Source organism: Dehalococcoidia bacterium (genome assembly GCA_021295915.1).
GTDB lineage: Bacteria > Chloroflexota > Dehalococcoidia > Lucifugimonadales > UBA1123 > VXRN01.
In genome coordinates this window covers 1-18,424 of record JAGWBK010000056.1, presented here as the reverse complement: position 1 = coordinate 18,424, position 18,424 = coordinate 1, and the positions used below count along the sequence as shown (strand labels likewise).

Here is an 18,424-nt window from a genome sequence, read left to right as displayed (position 1 = left end):
GGCCTGGGGATCTTCGTAGGGGGACTTGCTGGAGTCGGGCTCAGCTTCACGGTCATGCACCTGGGAGCGGCTCGCAGGAAGAACGTTCTCCAGTTGCTCGGCGTGATTATGGCCGTGACGTACTTTGTAATGATCCGGGTAGACTCGATCCCGGCGCTCCTGCTTGTGTCTGCGTTGAACGGCGTAGGCTGGGGGTTCTGGCCCATTCTGAGCTCGGTGCCGTTTTATATTCCGGGGGTCAGGCCGAGGGAGGTAGCTGTCGGGACGTCTCTCGTTATGACGCTCGGGTCACTGGGTACCTTCATGGGACCGCTAGTCACGGGAATACTCCAGGACCGCACGGGCGATCTTGGACTCGCCCTTACGGTCGTCTGCTTCGCTCCGCTGTCACTCGTAATCGTCGGTACGGTGTTGAGGATACGGACGGACAGGGAGGTGTAGGGCCTTTCTACGAGGAGCCATACTTGAGAACAGGCTCGGATTTCACCCTAACCCTAACCCTCTCCCTCAAGGGAGAGGGGACGATTCACCCTGGCACAACCTCTTCATGTGAGGTTCCGGTTGGTTAGAGTCCTGGGTTCACGTAGAATAGGCCCAACTACACTGACTTCAGGAGATCAGCATTATGAGTTCAAACGGCAGGGTTGCGTTAGTTACGGGCGCGGGTACGGGAATAGGCAAGGCGTCGGCTCTGGCGCTGCTGGCAGATGGATACTCGGTCGCGCTTGCGGGTCGTCGGGTCGCCCCACTTGAAGAGACGGTGGCCGAGGCAGGTGCAGACGGTGAGAGGACGATAGTCGTCTCCACCGACGTAGGGGACCCGGCTTCGGTGAAGAACCTCTTCGCGAAGACCAAGGAGGCTTTCGGCAGGCTGGACGTGACATTCAACAACGCCGGAACCGGCGCTCCTCCTGTCTTGCTCGAGGACCTCACCTACGACCAGTGGATGACTGTGGTGAACGCCAACCTGACCGGAACGTTCCTGTGCACGCAGGAGGCGTTCCATATAATGAAGAGCCAGGACCCGATGGGTGGGCGGATCATCAACAACGGATCGCTGTCGGCGTACGTGCCGAGGCCGAACTCGATCCCGTACACCGCCACAAAGCACGCCGTGACCGGCATGACTCGCGCAACATCTCTGGATGGACGCAAGTACAACATCGCGTGCAGCCAGGTGGACGTCGGCAACGCTGCGACTCCCATGACCGAACGCATGCACTCGGGTGTGCCCCAGGCCCACGGCGAGGTGATGGTCGAGCCCACCATGAACGTGCAGCACGTCGCTGATGCAGTCGTGTACATCGCCAACCTGCCGCTGGACGCCAACGTCCAGTTCATGACTGTGATGGCGACTCAAATGCCGTTCATAGGCAGAGGCTAGATCACCGAGTTGCACTTTCAGTCCAATAGCCCCCTCCGATGAGCGTCGCCGAGCGGCCATCGCCTGACGACCCTCAATCGAGTTCCGAGGAGCAGCCTCAATTCTTCTACGGCTGGGTGATCGTCGCCATAATGGGGGCGTCCGGCGCGGTCAGCATGGCGATGGGTTCGCTCAACTTCGGCCTGTTCATCAAGCCGATGGGGGACGAACTTGGCATCGGACGCGCTGCGTTCGGATGGGCACAGACGGCCCGGCAGGGCGCGGGCGCGCTGTCCAGTCCGATCATAGGCCCGCTGCTGGACCGCTTCGGCTCACGCGCCATGCTTCCATTTGCGGCCCTGGCCACCGGCCTGGCGATGATTGGCCTCGCCAACATGCAGTATGCGTGGCACCTCATAGTGCTTTTCGCAGTCATGGGTTTCGTGGGGATGAGTGGGCCCGGAGCGCTGATAACGTCAGTACCGGTGCTCAAGTGGTTCGTAAGGGACAGGGGACGTGCCCTGGCGTATATGTCTCTGGGCATCCCAGTTGGAGCACTCCTGTTCGTCCCGCTGACACAGATACTCATTGACGCGGTTGGCTGGAGGATGGCATGGGTCATCCTCGCCATAATCGGAGTGACGGTTATCGTGCCGTTGGGTGCCATCTTCCTCAGACGTCAGCCCGAGGACATGGGGATGATTCCCGATGGCGGCCCTCCTGCCGATGATGGGAGCGCTGACGGAACGGTCGCTGCATCCATGGCGGCTCGTTCCGCCGAGTCGGAGGTGTCCTGGTCGCTTCATGACGCGGTGCGTACGACTACACTGTGGCGACTAGTGATCGTGTTCAGCGCGGTGCAGCTTGCGAGCGGCACTGTTGCGCTGCACAGGATCGCGGCGTTCATGGACCGTGGACTGGACCCGACCCTGGTCTCGTTCGCCACCGCGTTCGACGCAGTCTGCGCTGGGGCGGCTACGTTCGTGTTCGGGATGCTGGTCAGGCGGGTCCCTGCAAGGTTCCTCGGCGCAGGTGGCTTCCTGATGCTGGCGGCCGCGAGCGTCATGACCATATGGGCGTATAACGTCCCAATCATGGCGCTATCGATGGCGGTGTTCGGCCTGGGAATTGGCGGGATGATGTTCCTTCAGAACTTCATCTGGGCCGACTACTTCGGCAGGGAGAGCGTCGGTGCCATAAGGGGGATCGTCAACCCGATCAACCTGGTCGTGGGAGGACTCGGAGCGCCGGCCGCAGGATACGTCCGGGACATCACTGGCTCATATGATCCAGCATGGTGGGCTGGCGTGGCGCTGATGACATTCGGGGCGGTACTGACGATCATGACCCCGCCGCCGCGTCGTCGGGATGAAGGAGGGGGAGGGGCGACGGAGTAGACGCCGCCCCCGGTTGATTGCGGAGTTCTAGCCTAGGTTCTTCTCGAAGAAGTCGAGTACCTTGGCGAACGAGTCCATGGTCTGCTCCGGCCGGTAGATGGCGCGGTCGTGGTACCAGAAGCCGTGTCCAGCTCCGTCGTAGCGGTGGAACTCGTAGTCCTTGCCGTTGGCCTTCAGCGCCTCTTCGTGCTGGTCCACCTCTTCAGGCGAGGGAGACGCGTCGTCGTTGCCGAAGATGCCAAGAAGCGGTGTCGAAAGGTCGGGAGTCAGATCGATTGGGGCGACTGGCTGCTGAGGCGTCAGCGCGTCCGCCGCCATGACGACCCTGCCTCCCCAAAGGTCTACTACAGCGTCGAAGGCGTTGGACCGGCAGGCCACCATGTAAGAGTGGCGTCCGCCTGAACAGCTTCCTATGATCCCTACTTTGCCGTTGGTGTAGGGCAGTGAGTTCAGGAAGCCCGCGGCGCCTTCGGCATCGGCCAGGACGCTGTCGTCGGATACGCCTCCCTTCGCGCGGGCAGCCGACGCGATGTCGTCCGGCGTGCCCTGACCGAAGCGTGCGAACAGGTCGGGACATGCGACGACGTACCCCTGGTGGGCGAATCGTCGGGCGATCTCTCTATAGAGCTCGTCCCAGCCCGGCAGGTGATGGATCAGTACGATCGATGGGTAGGGGCCCGACCCCAGGGGCCGGGCGAAGTACGCGTTGGTGCGGTCACCGTTGTACCCGCTGATGGTGACGGTCTCGGCGATCATGCCTTCATAGTCGCCGGTGTTGAACTGGTTCCACATGCTGATAAACCTCCGTGCTGAAATGCTGTGCTTGCCTGATGGCTGGTTGAAACGCGACCAGCCTGCATGGCTGGGCTCAGGCGTTCAGCGCGAGATTATCAGCGTAGTGTGCGACAGTCAAATAGGATAGGAACCGACAAGTCCAGAAGGCATCGAACGTCGAAGCCAGATATTGATATAGCTGCCAACCGGGTAAATTGACCGGCCGCTAGTGGCCCCATCAAGGGTTGAAACCGGGCGCAAGTCGCTTGCAAGTACTCCGTCAGCGACTGAAGGCGACGGAAAACTGGCTTCGGCTCACTTTGTAGTCCCGGTGGGTGGCTCCTACGTCAGACTCCGACTTAATGCGTCTAATTGCGCCTGGAGTATGTCGATCCCTTAACTGGCTCTGCCAATCCTGAAGACGGTTGCGGTGCAGACCGAGCACTTACCACGGGTCGCAGGCCGACCGTTCTTGAGGGTAACTTGCTCGGCGTCATTGATGTCTGTGTGTGCGCGACATTTGAGGCAGTACGCTTGCATGGAAGAGTCCTTCCGTAATAATCCCTCTTGGTCCTGACGCGATGTCGTCACATCCATCCGGTCCGCTCGGATTGGCGGCTCTGAGGCCGTCCGAGTTGGCTTTCTCCGGGTCGCCTGCACAATCACACTGTGCAAGGTGTCTGGGGGCCAAGTTGCCCAGATTATATGATTAGTTTAAGAAAATTAACAACCACTTTTTGTGACAAATTTGTGCCAAAGTCCCAATTGACTTTGGGGAAGAAACGGACTTCAGGAAGCCTTAGTCATGAAGGCTAATACTGTGATCTAGGACAGCGCGGACCTTGTATCCTGAACGTCCCTGTCTATCTGCTCCATGAGCGCTTCGACTGTGTCGTACTTCTCTTCCCCACGGAGGCGTCTGACGAACTCAAGCCGGATCAACTGGCCGTAGATGTCCTCAGAGAAGTCCAGCAGGAACGCCTCGATGGTGCGGTTCTCACCGTCGTCGAAGGTGGGTCTGAGGCCGATGCTGGTTGCCGCCATGTGTGTGCCCGACTCAAGGTGTGCCCACGTAGCGTAGATGCCATCGCCTGGGATGATAAGGTCTGATTCCACTTCCAGGTTGGCGGTCGGAAATCCCATTTCGCGCCCGCGTTGCAGACCGCCGCCCACTGTTCCGTTAATCGAGAAATTGCGGCCAAGCAGGTTGGCTGCCGTGGATACGTCGCCGTCTGCGATCTGTTTCCTGATTGCGGTGCTCTTCACGATGCCAGACGGGTCGGTGACCAGATCGATCGCCTTGAACCCGGCCCCGAGGTCGGAGGTGATCGCGGGAAGGGTCTCGACGCTGCCGTCGCGATCTCGACCCATCGCGAAGTCAGGGCCGACGACCAGCTTTCGCATCCTCAGTTCACTAGCGAGCACGCCCAGGAAGTCCCGAGATGACAGGCCTGCCAGGGCAGTGTCAAATTCAACAGCGGCGACGAAGTCAACGCCCAGCTCATTCAGCAGCCGGATCCTCTCTGAGACGTCCGTCAGGAGTTGCACCCGAGCGCCGGGTCTCAGGACGGTAATCGGATGGTTCTTGAAGGTTACGACGCCGGCGAGGAGCCCAGAGTTTCGCGCTTCCTCCACGAGGGCGTCAACGAGGTGCCGGTGTCCCCGATGGACCCCGTCGAACACGCCTATCGTCAGGGCCGAATCGCGTGTCGGAGAGAGATGGCCGAGGTCTTCTTCTAGGCTCATTGCGGATTCGTCATCCTCTATGCAGGTCGGGTACTAGGATGCTGCATTTTAGGTGAGAATGGCAATATCGCTGGGCCGTCAGTTTCCGAGAATCAAGCGCTAGAAGGAGACATCCTTGAGGTGCCGGCGAAGGGTCAGGCTCGCGGGCAGAATCGCGGCGGTAGCGACGCCCATCACTATCATCGTAGTGCTGAGGCTGAAGATGTCGGCCACGAGTCCGTATGCCAGTGGTGCCGCCACTGTGCCGATCTCGTTGGTGGTGTAGAAGAAACCGTAGAACCTCGCGCGGCGACCGGGTGGCACAAGGTCGGCGACTGTTGCGTACAGCACCGACGATGTTCCGTTGAGACCGATGCCTATAAGCACCATGACTGGTGCCATCAGCAGCACTGGCGTGGCGAGGGTAGCGACAAGAAGCAGAGCGGTCAGCCCCTTGGTCGCCCAGATCAGGCTGATGGTGTCCATGCGGTCGCCTAGCCAGCCGCAGACGAACTTCCCAAACGCGCCGCCTCCGAAAAGCAGGAATAGCATTGCGCTGATCTGTCCGGGACCCATGTCCTTCGCGTCCATCACGAACGGCAGGAAGACCAGCGCAGATGTGCGAACAGCCGAGTCGAGCACTCCGACGCCGCTCAGGGTGATGAAGCCGCCGAGTCGGGCCCCCGACGTGTCTTCCCCTCCGCTATCACCACTGCCCGCAGTGCTCGCGGAGGGCTTGCCGATGTCGACGGAGCGACGTGTGAACATGGTGGCGACCATGAAGACGAACCCGGACAGCCCGACGATCAGGAAGGTCTCGCGCCATCCAAACCTTATGGCGATAAGCCCCGCAACGAGCGGCGCGAGCATCTTGCCGAGGTCGCCTGCGAAGTTGACCGTGCCCACGGCGGTGGCGCGACCCCTGTCGTCGTAGGCGCGGGACACCATGCTGGACGCGAGGGGATGCTGGGTGCCGCCCCCGAGTCCGCAGATGCCAGAAACAAGAAGGAGCACCAGGAAGACCGGGGCCATCGCCATCGCGACCAGTCCCGCCGACACCCACATGTTCCCCAGGATCAGCATCCAGAACTCGCCCGCTGATTCTGCGAGCAGGCCGGCCGGCACCTGTAGGATTGCTGTCGCGCCGCTAAAGACCGAACGCAGCATACCCACCTGAGTGAACGACAGCCCCATGTCCTCCTTCATGAGGGGGAGCAGAGGCACGAGCAGTGCGAAGAACAGGTCGCTCCACACGTGCATGGTGGAGCCGAAGATCAGTGTGCGGCGCGACCTAGGTGCTCTGGTGATGAACGAGACCATCGCTGGATACTACACCACTCAGCGCTTCTGTGGGATATGCGGGTGTCGGCTATATCCGTATCAGAACATCTCAGCCGTGGGAGGGGTGATGATGATGCGGTCCTGACACTTCAGGTGCCAGTACTGAGAATTCCGGCCATACCCTGTTCGGTGAGGTCGGCTTGCCGGTCTCCGGGTCGAAGTCGATCCCGGCCTCTTCCAGCACTTCAGGTGCCACGAGGACCTGAGCACCACTGCGCACAGCAAGCGCAATTGCGTCACTCGGTCTGGAATCGGTCTCGAAGGTCGTGCCGTTGGACTTCACTGTCACATGCGAGATGAAGGTGTCATCACGCATCTCGGTGACGACGACTCGATCAACGGTGGCATCCAGACCTCGAATGATCGCATCTGTCAGGTCGTGTGTCATGGGTCTGGTCGGCTGCTGACCCTGGAGCGACAGCGCTATGGCGTCTCCTTCCGATTGACCGATCCAGATCGGCAGGTACCTGTTTATCTCCTTGGCCTTCAGCACCACAACGCGCTGGTTGCCGGGGATGTTTACTCTGACGTGATCGACTGTCATTTCAATCATGGCTGCTCTCTCTTTCTGTTCGATGTAAGCGCGCATGGACGGCCAGTCGGAGAACCCGTACTCGAAGGCGATGACACGCTGAGCGTCGCGCAAAGATAGAGCAAGCTCAGTAAGGTCGTCGTCGGACAGGCCCGAGTATCGAGGAATCGCCGCTTTCAGGCGTGCAAGAGCGGCGGGCTGGCGGCCTCGGAGCGCTTTCAGGAGATCTTTGGCCCGTTTCCTGATCTGCTCAAGGCTTGGGCGCGGCGGAAGAGAGGGAGAGGACATAGGCACTCCTTTCGTGTCCCCCGGCGTCCGCTTGATCGGGAAGAAAAGAGTGTATGTTGACAGGTCAACTTGGGGTGGGCTCTGCCCTTGAGCGGACTCGGCGGCTCCCCCATGAGCGCAGTTCCATGGTAGTCACATGGCGGGAGTGCGTCAAACTCAACAGTTGCGGTGAGAATGTATTGGTTTCGCAGACTGGGTTTTCGCCCTCACCCCAGCCCTCTCCCCCGGGAGAGGGGGCTGTTGGTTGGGGATGATCGGAGATGCGAGGGGCAAGTTCTGCCGTCGTTCCAGCCCTCTGCCTGGGAGAGGCCTGCCCAAAATCGAGGGAGATTAGGCAGGCAGGCTGCTGGGAGTCCCTGGACCTCACGCTCGCAGTGGGGCGCTAACGTGGTGCAGGTACTGCAGTATCTCTCGCTGCGATTGGACCACACCCGTTTCGTAATACGAGATCGAATTCTCGCTACAGAAAGGTCTGATGATCTTCTGCGCCTCCTTTAACTGGTGCCGGGGCATGCTTGGGAACAGGTGGTGTTCGATCTGGTAGTTCAACCCACCGTACAGGACGTCATTTACAGGACTCGCCTTCACATTCCTCGATGTAAGCACCTGTCTCCTTAGAAAATCGAGCTTGGTATTCCCATCGAGCATTAGCATGCCCTTGTGGTTGGGGGCAAATGTCGAGCCGATGTAAAGTCCTATAAGCACCTGATTGACTGCGATGAACAGCAACCCCTGCCAGAACGGCAAGGACAGGAACACAAGGCAGGTATAGACACCGATATGTCCAGCCATCGCTATCGTCTCTGCGATAGGGAATCTCAGCCTGTTTGTGAGCATGTACCTGATACCCGAGTACTTGAGCACGATGCCCTCGAAACAGACCAGCGCATAGAAGAGAAATGCCTGGTGCCTGACTATCAGCCGTGGAACGCCTCTCTTGTCGCGAGCCTGGTCTTCCGAAAACGCGACCACCGGGATCTCGATGTCGGGGTCCATGTCCAGGTCGTTGGGATTGCTGTGGTGCTCGTTATGCTTGTCAACCCACCAAGAGCGGTTTATGCCGACCAGGAAGCTCACGAACAGGCCGACAATATCGTTATTGCGGCTCGACCGGAACACCTGCTTGTGTCCCAGATCGTGGCCGGTGAAGCTCAACTGTACGACGACGAACGCCAGAAAGGCCGCGTTCAGGATTTGCGGCCATACGCCGTCCACAAGCATGAGGATCGCGAAACTCAGTGCCAGCAGGCTCAGGTTCACAGTGAACTTGGCGGCGTAACGTCTTGGGTCCTTTTCCAATAGGCCAGCGTCTCGAACGAGCCGCTTCAGACGCGCATATTCGTTAGTTTCCACCTCTCGCCTGGCAGCGCCAACCGGCGCTCTGAAATTTTCGTCGGTTGTCTCTAGTATCATTCCATTCGCACCCTTCCAATTAGACCTGTTTCATACACAAAGAAGGCCGCCAAGATCGGCGGCCAACTCTGCATGGCTAGTTGGTCTTCTAGAACTCTCAAGGTACATGCTAACACTATTCCCGCAATCGAACCGCGTGTCATCGTGCAGGCGCGGTGTGCGATACTGTTTCCGCTAGCCGGTTCGCGCTGACGCTTCGATACCAACGACACTTGCTACAAACCCAGGAGCCCGAATCAAGATGCCTTTCGACAACAGAGAACTCTTCCCATATTCAGCCGACGTAAATCCGCAGGACCACCTGACCATTGGCGGGTGCGACACGGTCGATCTGGCCGGCGAGTACGGAACGCCGCTGCTTGTCTTCGACGAGGTGACGCTGCGCGGAATGTGCCGCGACTTCGTCCAGAGCTTCAGCAACCGGTACGCGGACACACAGGTGCTGTACGCGTCCAAGGCGTTCGTAAACGCTGGGATTGCCAGGGTAGTGGACGAAGAGGGACTCGGACTCGACGTCGTGTCAGGAGGAGAGCTTGCAGTGGCCGTGGCCTCAGGCGTCGACCTGAGCAGGGTCTACTTCCACGGCAACAACAAGACACCTGACGAGCTTGAGTACGCTCTGGACGTGGGCTGCGGCAGAATCGTGGTTGACAGCTTCTACGAGCTCCGGCTGCTGAACGATATCGCAAAGGCGCGAGGTGTCACACAGGACATCCTGCTCAGGCTGTCTCCGAGCGTCGACCCTCATACGCACGTCGCGACGACGACCGGCATACTGGACAGCAAGTTCGGCTTCTCGATAGAGACCGGCGACTCGGCAGTCGCCATCCGGCAGTCCATCAAGGCCTCCAACCTCGACCTGGTCGGGCTTCACTTCCACCTTGGCTCGCCGATCTTCGAACTGGAGCCGTACTCAGTCGCCATCGACCGGGTACTGACCTACCTCGCACCGTTCATAGACGAGGGATTAAACATGCGTGAGTTCAGCCCAGGTGGCGGATTCGCCATTGGGTATGTGATGGAACAGCTCCCACCATCTGTTGACGAGTACTCAGAGGCGATCACATCCATGTACAAGCAGCGTTGCGCCGACCTGGGCTTTGGTGAGCCCAAGCTGATAATCGAGCCAGGGCGCGCTATTGTCGGCAGGGCAGGAGTAGCGCTGTACACCGTCGGGGCGATCAAGGACATCCCCACGGTCCGTAAGTACGTCTCGCTCGATGGCGGAATGGGAGAATGGATCTGAATACGAAGCGGTGGTGGCGTCGAGAATGTCCGACACCGCCTCCGAGGTCGTGACCCTCGCGGGCAAGTATTGCGAGTCAGGTGACATTCTGGTGCGGGACATCGAGATGCCGATCCTGGAGTCTGGGGACGTGATCGCGATACCGTCGTCCGGGGCATACGCACCGTCGATGGCGAGCAACTACAACCTCAACGGGAGGCCGGCAATCGTCGTCGCCAGCGAGGGCGAGGCCCGAGTCATCCGCAGGCGCGAGTCCTTCCAGGACATGATGGCGCTGGATGTGGTGTAAGACACGGAGGCTAACAAAGTGACCACCTCAGAAGATCTGCTGTTTTCGTCCGCGACATCAATTGCGAGGGCCATACAGGCTGGAGAGGTGTCCGCCGTGGAAGTGGTCGAGGCGCACCTGCGGCGCATCGACGAGGTGAACCCCAGGCTCAACGCCGTCGTGAAGCTCGCTGGTGACCGCGCTATGGCCGAAGCGAAGGCTGCTGATGAGGCTCTCGCCCGTGGGGAGTCATTGGGTGCCTTTCATGGTGTGCCGATCACCATCAAGGACTCCCACGACACCGAGGGCATAGTCTCGACAGGTGGCACGCTCGGTCGCAAGGACTTCGTGCCGGACGCTGACGCGACTGCCGTCGCCCGGATGCGCGCGGCGGGCGCAATCGTCCTGGGCAAGACCAACACTCCGGAATTCACGCTCTCGTTCGAGACAGACAACCTGGTCTATGGACAGACCAACAACCCTTACGACGTGAGCCGGACTCCCGGCGGCAGCAGTGGCGGGGCCGGAGCGATCATCGCGGCTGGTGGCTCGGCGATGGACCTGGGCACGGACACGGGCGGCAGCATACGAGTGCCGTCGGCGTTCTGCGGCCTTGCGGGGCTCAAGCCGACGTCGGGCAGGGTCCCTCGCACCGGGCATATCGTCCCATGGGGACTCGGTGGGATGGACTCGCTGACGACGATTGGTCCTATGGCTCGATATGTCGAAGACCTGTGGCTTGGGTTCTCGACTATCGCAGGGCCTGACGGGATCGACCCGTTCATCCATCCCGTGCCTCTCAATGACCCGGCGTCCATCGATGTTGGTAGTCTGAGGGTCGCGTTCTACACCGACAACGGGACGATCTCCCCGACTACTGAGGTGGAGGCGTCTGTGAGATCGGCTGCCGAGGCGATAGCCGAGTCAGGAGCTGAGGTGGTCGAGGACCTTCCATCCGCTATCACGGAGAGCGGAAGTTCTAACGTCACCAGCGTCCTCGTGGCGGACGGTGGCGCAGGTGTGCGCAGGCTGGTAGACAAGGCAGGGACGACGCAGGTCCACCCGAGGATGAGTCGATTCCTGGGTGCTGAGCCGATTTCGGCAGCGGAGTACACCGCTCTTCTGGAGGACATGGACTCATTCCGAAGTCAGATGCTCTCGTTCATGGAGAACTACGACGCCATACTGTCTCCCGTACGTCCGTGGCCCGCGCTCCCGCACGGCGAGACGCTCACATCAGAGGCGAGTCCTGCCAACTTCTACACGAGCGCGTACAACACGACCGGATGGCCGGGCGCAGTTGTGCGAGTGGGTACCTCGCCAGAAGGACTGCCCATCAGCGTGCAGGTGATGTGCAGGCCATGGCGTGAGGACGTAGCGGTTGCGCTCGCGGCGGTGCTGGAATCGGCCCTTGGAGGCTACGTCAGCCCGGAGCTGTAGGAGTGACCCACTGCCTATGTTAGACGACCTACTCTACGCATCCGCGAAGTCTATCGCTCAGGCGATTCGGGACGGGGAAGTCTCGGCTGTCGAGGTGGTTCAGGCGCACCTGGAGCGCATCGACGAGGTCAACGACAGGCTGAACGCTGTCGTTAGGCTGTGTGCTGATCGTGCCCTGAAAGAGGCCAGAGAGGCCGACGCTGCGTTCGCGCGTGGCGAATCCAAGGGCCCACTTCACGGTGTCCCGATGACACTGAAAGACTCGCTCGACACCGAGGGCGTGGTCACGACCGGAGGAACGCTCGGTCGCCGGACGTTCGTGCCCGAACGTGACTCGACGGTCGCGGCCCGTTTGCGAGGCGCGGGCGCGATCCTACTGGGAAAGACCAACACCCCGGAGATCACGTTCGCTGGAGAGACCGATAACCTGGTGTACGGACGTACCAATAACCCGTACGCGCTAGACCGGACTCCGGGAGGCTCCAGCGGTGGAGCAGGGGCGATAGTGGCCGCCGGAGGATCGCCGTTCGACATGGGCAGCGACACGGGAGGCAGCATCCGGGGTCCTGCGCACTTCTGCGGCATCACGGGCATCAAGCCGAACTCCGGGCGCGTGCCGCGTACTGGTCATATCATCCCATACGCTGCCGGTGCGGAGGACTCGTACACGCAGAACGGCCCGATGGCGCGTTACGTCGAGGACCTCGCCCTCACCCTTCCGATCATCTCTGGGCCGGACTGGGAGGATCCCGCAATCATACCCATGCCGCTGGGAGACCCTGCGGATGTTGACGTTGGCAGCCTGCGAGTCGCGTTCTACACCAGCGCACCGGAGCTCACCCCCCCAACGCAGGAGACCGTTGACGCTGTGAACGCCGCTGTCGGTGCCGTATCAGACATCGTGGCGTCTGTTGAGGAGAGCGTGCCAGGGCCTGTGAGCCGCGTCCCTGAACTGAACGAGCGGATAGGAGATGCCGACGGTCGCGCCGTTATGCTCAGAATTCTGGAAAGAGCTGGCACCACCGAGTTGTCGCCGTACATTCGGGCGATACGCGACCAGGCAGTTTCCATCTCCACAGAAGAGTTCACCCGTGTTCTGGAGGAGCTGGACGAGTACCGCAGCGAAATGTTGGGATTCATGAGGAGCTACGACGTCATCATCTGTCCCACCGCCGCTTTTGCCGCGCTGCCGCACGGGGAGACCTACTCGGAGGAGAACCGCAACGCTTACTACACGCATCCATATAACCTGACCGGTTGGCCGGGGGCAGTCGTCAGGTGCGGCACTTCTGCAGAAGGTCTTCCCATTGGGGTGCAGGTTATATCGCGGCCCTGGCGGGAGGATGTTGCGCTGGCCCTCGCGGCGGTGCTGGAGTCGGAGCTAGGCGGGTATGTCAGGCCCGGACTTTAGCGCGAGACTTCGACTTGTGATACGTTAGCCGTCACAGGCCCGGCCGGTACTTGGGCCTGAATCCCGACAGTTCGAGGGACAGCGATGGCTGACATCATCTACCAATCAGCGAAGTCTATTGCCCAGGCAATCCAGGCCAGGGAAGTATCGGCGGTAGAGGTCGTGCAGGCGCATCTTGACCGCATTGACGAGGTCAATGACAGGCTTAACGCGGTGGTGAAACTGTGCGCCGACCGTGCTCTAGAGGAGGCGCGCGAGGCGGACGCCGCGCTGGCGCGTGGAGAGTCGAAGGGCGCCCTTCACGGCGTTCCTATGACGCTGAAGGACTCGCTGGATACCGAGGGCGTGGTCACCACGTACGCCACACTTGGGCGTCGGACGACTGTGCCTGAACGCGACTCGACCGTCGCGGCCCGCCTGCGTGGCGCGGGCGCTATCCTTCTGGGCAAGACGAACACGCCGGAGTTCACTCTCGCCGGAGAGACGGACAACCTTGTCTACGGTCGCACCAACAACCCGTACGGCCTCGACCGCACTCCGGGCGGCTCCAGTGGTGGAGCAGGGGCGATAGTCGCCTCGGGCGGGTCGGCGTTCGATATTGGCAGCGACACGGGTGGCAGCATCCGGCTGCCGTCGCACTTCAATGGCATTGCGGGCATCAAGCCGAACTCAGGGCGCGTTCCACGAACTGGTCATGCCGTACCGTACGGAATGGGCGCAACCGACTCCTACACGCAGAACGGCCCGATGGCGCGTTACGTCGAGGACCTGGTGCTCACGCTCCCGATCATCTCGGGTCCGGACTGGGATGACCCCGCAATTGTGCCCATGCCACTGGGAGACCCTGCTGACGTTGACCTCGGCTCGCTGCGAGTCGCCTTCTACACAGGTGTGGACAACTTCAAGGCGCCCACTCAGGAGACAGTTGACGCGGTGGAGTCCGCAATCAAGGTCGTGTCCGACGTGGTCGCCTCTGTCGAGGAAGATATACCTGAGCCTCTGAGCCGCGTTACAGAACTGACTGGCAGAATCGGTGGCGGAGATGGCCGCGCATGGACTCAGCGGCTGCTGGACAAGGCAGGCACCACTGAGAAGTCGCCGTTCCTGAGGTCCAGATTCGCTGACGCCGTGGCGATCCCCACAGAGGAGTTCACCCAGGCGCTTGAGGAGCTGGACCAGTACAGGAGCGACATGCTCGGGTTCATCCAGGGTTACGACGCGATCATCTGCCCGACAGCAGCGATGCCAGCGCCACCGCACGGTGAGACGTTCGCTGACAGCAGCCGTAACGCGTTCTACACGGATCCCTATAACCTCACCGGATGGCCGGGCACTGTCGTCCGTGGTGGCACCTCCCCGGAGGGTCTGCCAATTGGAGTTCAGGTGATCTCCCGTCCGTGGCGCGAGGACGTGTCGCTCGCACTCGCCGGACTGCTGGAATCTGCGCTCGGCGGCTGGCAGAAGCCGGGCATCTAGTCGTTTTCCAAGCAAGGCCTCTTCGATCAGGATGATGAAGACTGCCAGTTTGCAGCGAGGTTCATCACACCGGTTCAGAGCGACGGCGATGAGAACAGGAGTAACCGAATGGATCTTGACCTGAATGGTAAGAGAGCAATTGTCACTGGTGGAAGTGTCGGCATCGGCAAGGCGACCGCGCGGGAGCTGGCCAGGGAGGGCGTTGACGTAGTCATATGCGCCAGGAGGCAGGACGTGCTCGAAGAGGCGGCGCAGGAACTGGCTGCTGAGACCGGGCGAAAGATCGTCCCCATAGTGGCCGATACAACCAGCACCGAGTCCGTCAACGCGATGGTCCAGCAGGCTGTCGACGAACTGGGAGGGCTCGATATCCTGGTCAACAACGCGGCTGCACCAGGTGGTCTTGTACTCGGTCCCCTGCCTGAGTCAGACGACGATGATCTGCTGTCCGACATCAACACCAAGGTTGTCGGGTACTTCCGATGCGCCAAGGCGGCTGCGCCTCACATGCAGTCCCAGGGTTGGGGTCGGATCATCAACATCGGAGGACTTGCGGCCAGGAACGCGGGCACCTACAGCGGACTTCGAAACGCAGCCCTGGTCCACCTCACCAAGACGCTGTCCAATCAACTTGGCCCCGACGGCGTAAACGTCAATCTTGTCCATCCGGGTGCGACCATAACGGAGCGCACGTCTGAGGAGGCGGCCAGCGGGCCTCTGGGCAATGACATCCGTAGGATGGTGGATGCCACCGAGGTCGCATACGTTGTGACGTTCCTTGCGTCCCCCATATCCATCTCGATTGCCGGAGAGGTTATCGCCGCAGGCGGGGGAGCAGGTAGTTCGGTCTATCAGTAGCCGCGAAGGGACCCGGCAGGAGACCTGCTCACCATGACCTGGCAGGATGACTACAGTAGCAAGTTAGGCTCTCCAGAGGAGGCTGTCTCGATAGTCGAGGACGGTGATCGGGTCGTCGTCCCCCTCTCAGAGCAGCCTTTAACGCTGATGAAGGCGCTCTCCGACCGCGCTCACGAGGTCAAGGGAGCCACGCTCTCGGTTTCGGTACCGCAGTTCGATCTTGAGCCGTTCCTGGAAGCAGGATGGAAGGTCGATATCGAGAACTTCATCGGGCCTTACGGCAGGCCCTTCGAGAACGAGGGGCGAGCGCCATACTCGCCGCTCGCGTTCTCACTGACGTTCAAGGCAGTGGACGAAAGGCCCGAAGAGGCCAAGCCAATCGATGTTGCCCTGGTAGTTGTGTCCCCGCCGAACCGGCAGGGGCAGATCACGTTCGGTCCTCAGGCATGGTACAAGCGCAGCTTTGCCCAGCGCGCGCGCAAGGTGGCCGCTGAGGTGAACCCGTCGTTGATTCGCACATACGGGGACGCCTTCATGCCGATGGAAGACATCGACAGGATGGTGGAAGCGGATGCTTCGACCGTGAGCCGCGAGTCGCTCGTGAAGTCAGTCTCCGACCTGCCGGACGACCGCCGTGCAGCGCTTGAAGAGATCATCGAGAAGGCCAACCCGAACCGGCTTGCTACGATGCAGCCTCTCTTCGCGACCATCGACCTTGACCGACTGAAGAGGCAGCTTGGGATCGACGACCCCTCACCTGAAAGCAGGGCCATCGCCGAGAACCTGAAGGGGCTTATCCCTGATGGCGCGACGATTCAGGTCGGAGTGGGTACGCCATCTTCGTACATGCCGAGATTGGGAGTTTTCGATGAGAAGGTCGACCTGGGGTTGCACTCGGAACTGACCGTTCCTGGCGTGGCCAAGCTGGTCGGCGCGGGCGTCATCAACGGCTCGCGCAAGACCATCCACAAGGGTCGCGCTGTCGCGACGTCGTGGACAGGTGGCAGCGAGGAAGACCTGGCGATCATCGACGACAACCCGCTCTTCGAGCTGTACTCGCCTCACTACGTGCTGAATCCGACGGTGATTGCTCAGAACCATATGCAGGTGGGGATCAACAACGCTCTGTCTGTGGACCTGAGGGGACAGATAGCCTCAGAGAGCCTGTTCGGCGGCCAGATGTACAACGGCATTGGCGGCCAGCCGGACGCTCACCTGGGTGCGCTGTACTCAAAGGGCGGACGCGCGATTACGCTCCTGTACTCCACCGCGCTGAACGGTGCGGTCTCTCGGATAGTCCCGAGATTTGAGTCCGGCGAGATCGTCACGATGCCGCACTTCTGGTCGGATACCGTGGTCACTGAGTACGGGGTGGCTCGTCTGCTGGGCAAGAACCATCGTGAGAGAGCGGAAGCGCTGATAGCGATAGCCCATCCGGACTTCAGGGCCGAACTGAAGAGGGCCGCCACCGGCTGGCTGTTTGTGTAGATAGAATTCTAGGACCGTCTCGACGAGCTCGCCCTCGTTTGACGCTCACCTGCCCCCTGCGTACCATGAATCGGATAGTGCGACTGGTGCGCATGTGTCAAGTACTATGGAGGAACGTGTTGTCAGGGACTTTTGGTCTGGGCCGCCTCTTTGGCGTGAGGATACAGGTCCACTTCTCGTGGGTGTTTATATTCGCGCTGATAGCGTGGTCACTTGCGTCGTCGTGGCTCCCCAGCCGGTATGACTGGAGCCCGACGCAGTACTGGGTTGTTGGCATCGTCGGCAGCGCGCTGCTGTTCGTATGCGTGCTGATTCACGAGCTGAGCCACTCGCTGGAGGCGATCCGGCGCGGTCTCCGTGTCGAGAGCATCACGCTGTTCTTCCTTGGCGGCTTCTCACAGATCGACGGCGAATCGCGGAGCGCGAGCGAGGAGTTCTGGGTGTCTGTGGTCGGGCCGGTCGCCAGCCTGGGACTCGCCTGTTTCTTTGGCCTGCTGTACCTGAACCTGAGAGGCTCCGCCAGTCCGATAGCGGCGCTGACTCAGTACCTGATGTTCGTGAATCTGCTCATTGGGCTGTTCAACCTGATTCCCGCGTTCCCACTGGACGGCGGCAGGGTGCTCAGGTCGCTGGTGTGGAAGGCCACCCAGAGCCAGGAGCGCGCCACCAAGGTAGCCAGCCTGACAGGGTCTGCGCTCGGATTCGGGCTGATCGGCGTCGGAGTAGTCGCCATCTTCACGAACAGCCTGATCACGGGAATCTGGCTCATGTTCATCGGATGGTTTATACAGTCCACCGCATCCTCCGTGCGTCAGGGCGGTCCAGAGCGGCTTGTGGTGTCGGGCCGAACGGTCGGCGACGCGATGGACACGCAGCTACGAATTGTGCCGCCCGGCATCTCCATACGACGGCTCGTCGACGAGTACATTGTGGCCGAGATGCAGCGTGCGTACCTCGTCATGCTGGGGGACACGTTCTACGGTCTGATTACCGTCAGCGACGTTCGGGGCGTTCCAACAGAGGAGTGGGCGACGAAGTGGGTGTCAGAGGCGATGACCAAGTCCGAGGACACGATCACGCTCGCTCCTGACGATCCGTTGGAACAGGGACTGAAGCTTCTGGCGGACAGGAACATACAGCAGGCGGTCGTCCTGGACGACGATAGGCCGGTGGGGATACTGACGCGGGCGGGTGTGTTGCGCGTTATGGAGATCTCACAGCTCTCACCAGTGTCCCAGGAAGAGCAGACTCCGACTTAGGTCCAGACATCGAGTCAACGGCGATCATGCCGAGATCACATGGACGTTAGAGGGTGTCTGAGAAGTGATTTCAGGTAGGGACAGCCAGTCGGCGTAGCATCAGCCTGACCATGGCAGCATACACGAACGATTCCTCAGTCTCAGC

General features: G+C 60.7%; 14 protein-coding genes and 1 pseudogene. 10 read left to right on the top strand and 5 right to left on the bottom strand.

Annotated features, from left to right (window positions below; genetic code table 11):
* The 3 genes from J4G14_13585 to J4G14_13575 all read left to right on the top strand — a co-directional run.
* Nucleotides 1-441 (top strand): hypothetical protein (locus J4G14_13585; protein ID MCE2458821.1); only part of this gene is annotated, 441 nt, incomplete at its 5' end.
* Between the two features lie 184 nt (nt 442-625).
* Nucleotides 626-1,384: an SDR family oxidoreductase gene (locus J4G14_13580; protein ID MCE2458820.1), complete on the top strand. Its 759-nt coding sequence runs from the start codon at nt 626-628 to the stop codon at nt 1,382-1,384.
* Nucleotides 1,385-1,422: 38 nt separating this feature from the next.
* The gene (locus J4G14_13575; protein MCE2458819.1) at nt 1,423-2,760 is read left to right on the top strand and encodes an MFS transporter; all 1,338 of its coding nucleotides are present in this window, start codon (nt 1,423-1,425) and stop codon (nt 2,758-2,760) included.
* Nucleotides 2,761-2,787: 27 nt separating this feature from the next.
* Here the strand turns inward: J4G14_13575 and J4G14_13570 are convergent, their stop codons facing one another.
* The 5 genes from J4G14_13570 to J4G14_13550 all read right to left on the bottom strand — a co-directional run bounded on the left by J4G14_13570 (nt 2,788) and on the right by J4G14_13550 (nt 8,833).
* Nucleotides 2,788-3,552, bottom strand: a complete 765-nt coding sequence (locus tag J4G14_13570) for a dienelactone hydrolase family protein (GenBank protein MCE2458818.1) — start codon at nt 3,550-3,552, stop codon at nt 2,788-2,790.
* A gap of 807 nt (nt 3,553-4,359) precedes the next feature.
* Nucleotides 4,360-5,280, bottom strand: a complete 921-nt coding sequence (locus J4G14_13565) for a bifunctional riboflavin kinase/FAD synthetase (GenBank protein MCE2458817.1) — start codon at nt 5,278-5,280, stop codon at nt 4,360-4,362.
* 99 nt (nt 5,281-5,379) lie between these two features.
* Nucleotides 5,380-6,579, bottom strand: a complete 1,200-nt coding sequence (locus tag J4G14_13560) for an MFS transporter (protein ID MCE2458816.1) — start codon at nt 6,577-6,579, stop codon at nt 5,380-5,382.
* A gap of 70 nt (nt 6,580-6,649) precedes the next feature.
* Complete coding sequence (locus J4G14_13555; protein ID MCE2458815.1) at nt 6,650-7,420, bottom strand: bifunctional nuclease family protein; 771 nt, start codon at nt 7,418-7,420, stop codon at nt 6,650-6,652.
* 363 nt (nt 7,421-7,783) lie between these two features.
* The gene (locus J4G14_13550) at nt 7,784-8,833 is read right to left on the bottom strand and encodes an acyl-CoA desaturase (GenBank protein MCE2458814.1); all 1,050 of its coding nucleotides are present in this window, start codon (nt 8,831-8,833) and stop codon (nt 7,784-7,786) included.
* Between the two features lie 241 nt (nt 8,834-9,074).
* On the opposite strand from J4G14_13550, the pseudogene lysA reads away from it, so the two are divergent.
* The 7 genes and pseudogenes from lysA to J4G14_13515 all read left to right on the top strand — a co-directional run bounded on the left by lysA (nt 9,075) and on the right by J4G14_13515 (nt 18,279).
* A pseudogene (lysA, locus tag J4G14_13545) lies at nt 9,075-10,368 on the top strand (diaminopimelate decarboxylase).
* A gap of 18 nt (nt 10,369-10,386) precedes the next feature.
* On the top strand, nt 10,387-11,787 hold the full coding sequence (locus J4G14_13540; GenBank protein MCE2458813.1) for an amidase: 1,401 nt from the start codon (nt 10,387-10,389) through the stop codon (nt 11,785-11,787).
* Between the two features lie 16 nt (nt 11,788-11,803).
* Nucleotides 11,804-13,198 carry an amidase gene (locus J4G14_13535; GenBank protein MCE2458812.1) on the top strand — a complete coding sequence of 465 codons (1,395 nt, stop codon included), beginning with the start codon at nt 11,804-11,806 and terminating at the stop codon, nt 13,196-13,198.
* An 84-nt stretch (nt 13,199-13,282) separates the two neighbouring features.
* Nucleotides 13,283-14,674 (top strand): amidase, encoded by a 1,392-nt coding sequence (locus tag J4G14_13530; GenBank protein ID MCE2458811.1) that lies wholly within the window; start codon nt 13,283-13,285, stop codon nt 14,672-14,674.
* Between the two features lie 108 nt (nt 14,675-14,782).
* Complete coding sequence (locus J4G14_13525; GenBank protein ID MCE2458810.1) at nt 14,783-15,532, top strand: SDR family oxidoreductase; 750 nt, start codon at nt 14,783-14,785, stop codon at nt 15,530-15,532.
* Between the two features lie 33 nt (nt 15,533-15,565).
* A complete protein-coding gene (locus J4G14_13520) occupies nt 15,566-17,020 on the top strand; it encodes an acetyl-CoA hydrolase/transferase family protein (protein ID MCE2458809.1) in 1,455 nt (484 codons plus the stop codon).
* Nucleotides 17,021-17,139: 119 nt separating this feature from the next.
* Entirely contained in the window at nt 17,140-18,279 is a 1,140-nt protein-coding gene (locus tag J4G14_13515; GenBank protein MCE2458808.1) for a site-2 protease family protein, read from the top strand.
* Nucleotides 18,280-18,424: the final 145 nt, after the last annotated feature.

Bases quoted from the DNA above. Each gene is read 5' to 3' on its own strand.
- J4G14_13580 (MCE2458820.1), top strand. From the start codon at position 626: ATGAGTTCAAACGGCAGGGTTGCGTTAGTTACGGGCGCGGGTACGGGA.
- J4G14_13575 (MCE2458819.1), top strand. From the start codon at position 1,423: ATGAGCGTCGCCGAGCGGCCATCGCCTGACGACCCTCAATCGAGTTCC.
- J4G14_13570 (MCE2458818.1), bottom strand. From the start codon at position 3,552: ATGTGGAACCAGTTCAACACCGGCGACTATGAAGGCATGATCGCCGAG.
- J4G14_13565 (MCE2458817.1), bottom strand. From the start codon at position 5,280: ATGAGCCTAGAAGAAGACCTCGGCCATCTCTCTCCGACACGCGATTCG.
- J4G14_13560 (MCE2458816.1), bottom strand. From the start codon at position 6,579: ATGGTCTCGTTCATCACCAGAGCACCTAGGTCGCGCCGCACACTGATC.
- J4G14_13555 (MCE2458815.1), bottom strand. From the start codon at position 7,420: ATGTCCTCTCCCTCTCTTCCGCCGCGCCCAAGCCTTGAGCAGATCAGG.
- J4G14_13550 (MCE2458814.1), bottom strand. From the start codon at position 8,833: ATGATACTAGAGACAACCGACGAAAATTTCAGAGCGCCGGTTGGCGCT.
- J4G14_13535 (MCE2458812.1), top strand. From the start codon at position 11,804: ATGTTAGACGACCTACTCTACGCATCCGCGAAGTCTATCGCTCAGGCG.
- J4G14_13530 (MCE2458811.1), top strand. From the start codon at position 13,283: ATGGCTGACATCATCTACCAATCAGCGAAGTCTATTGCCCAGGCAATC.
- J4G14_13525 (MCE2458810.1), top strand. From the start codon at position 14,783: ATGGATCTTGACCTGAATGGTAAGAGAGCAATTGTCACTGGTGGAAGT.
- J4G14_13520 (MCE2458809.1), top strand. From the start codon at position 15,566: ATGACCTGGCAGGATGACTACAGTAGCAAGTTAGGCTCTCCAGAGGAG.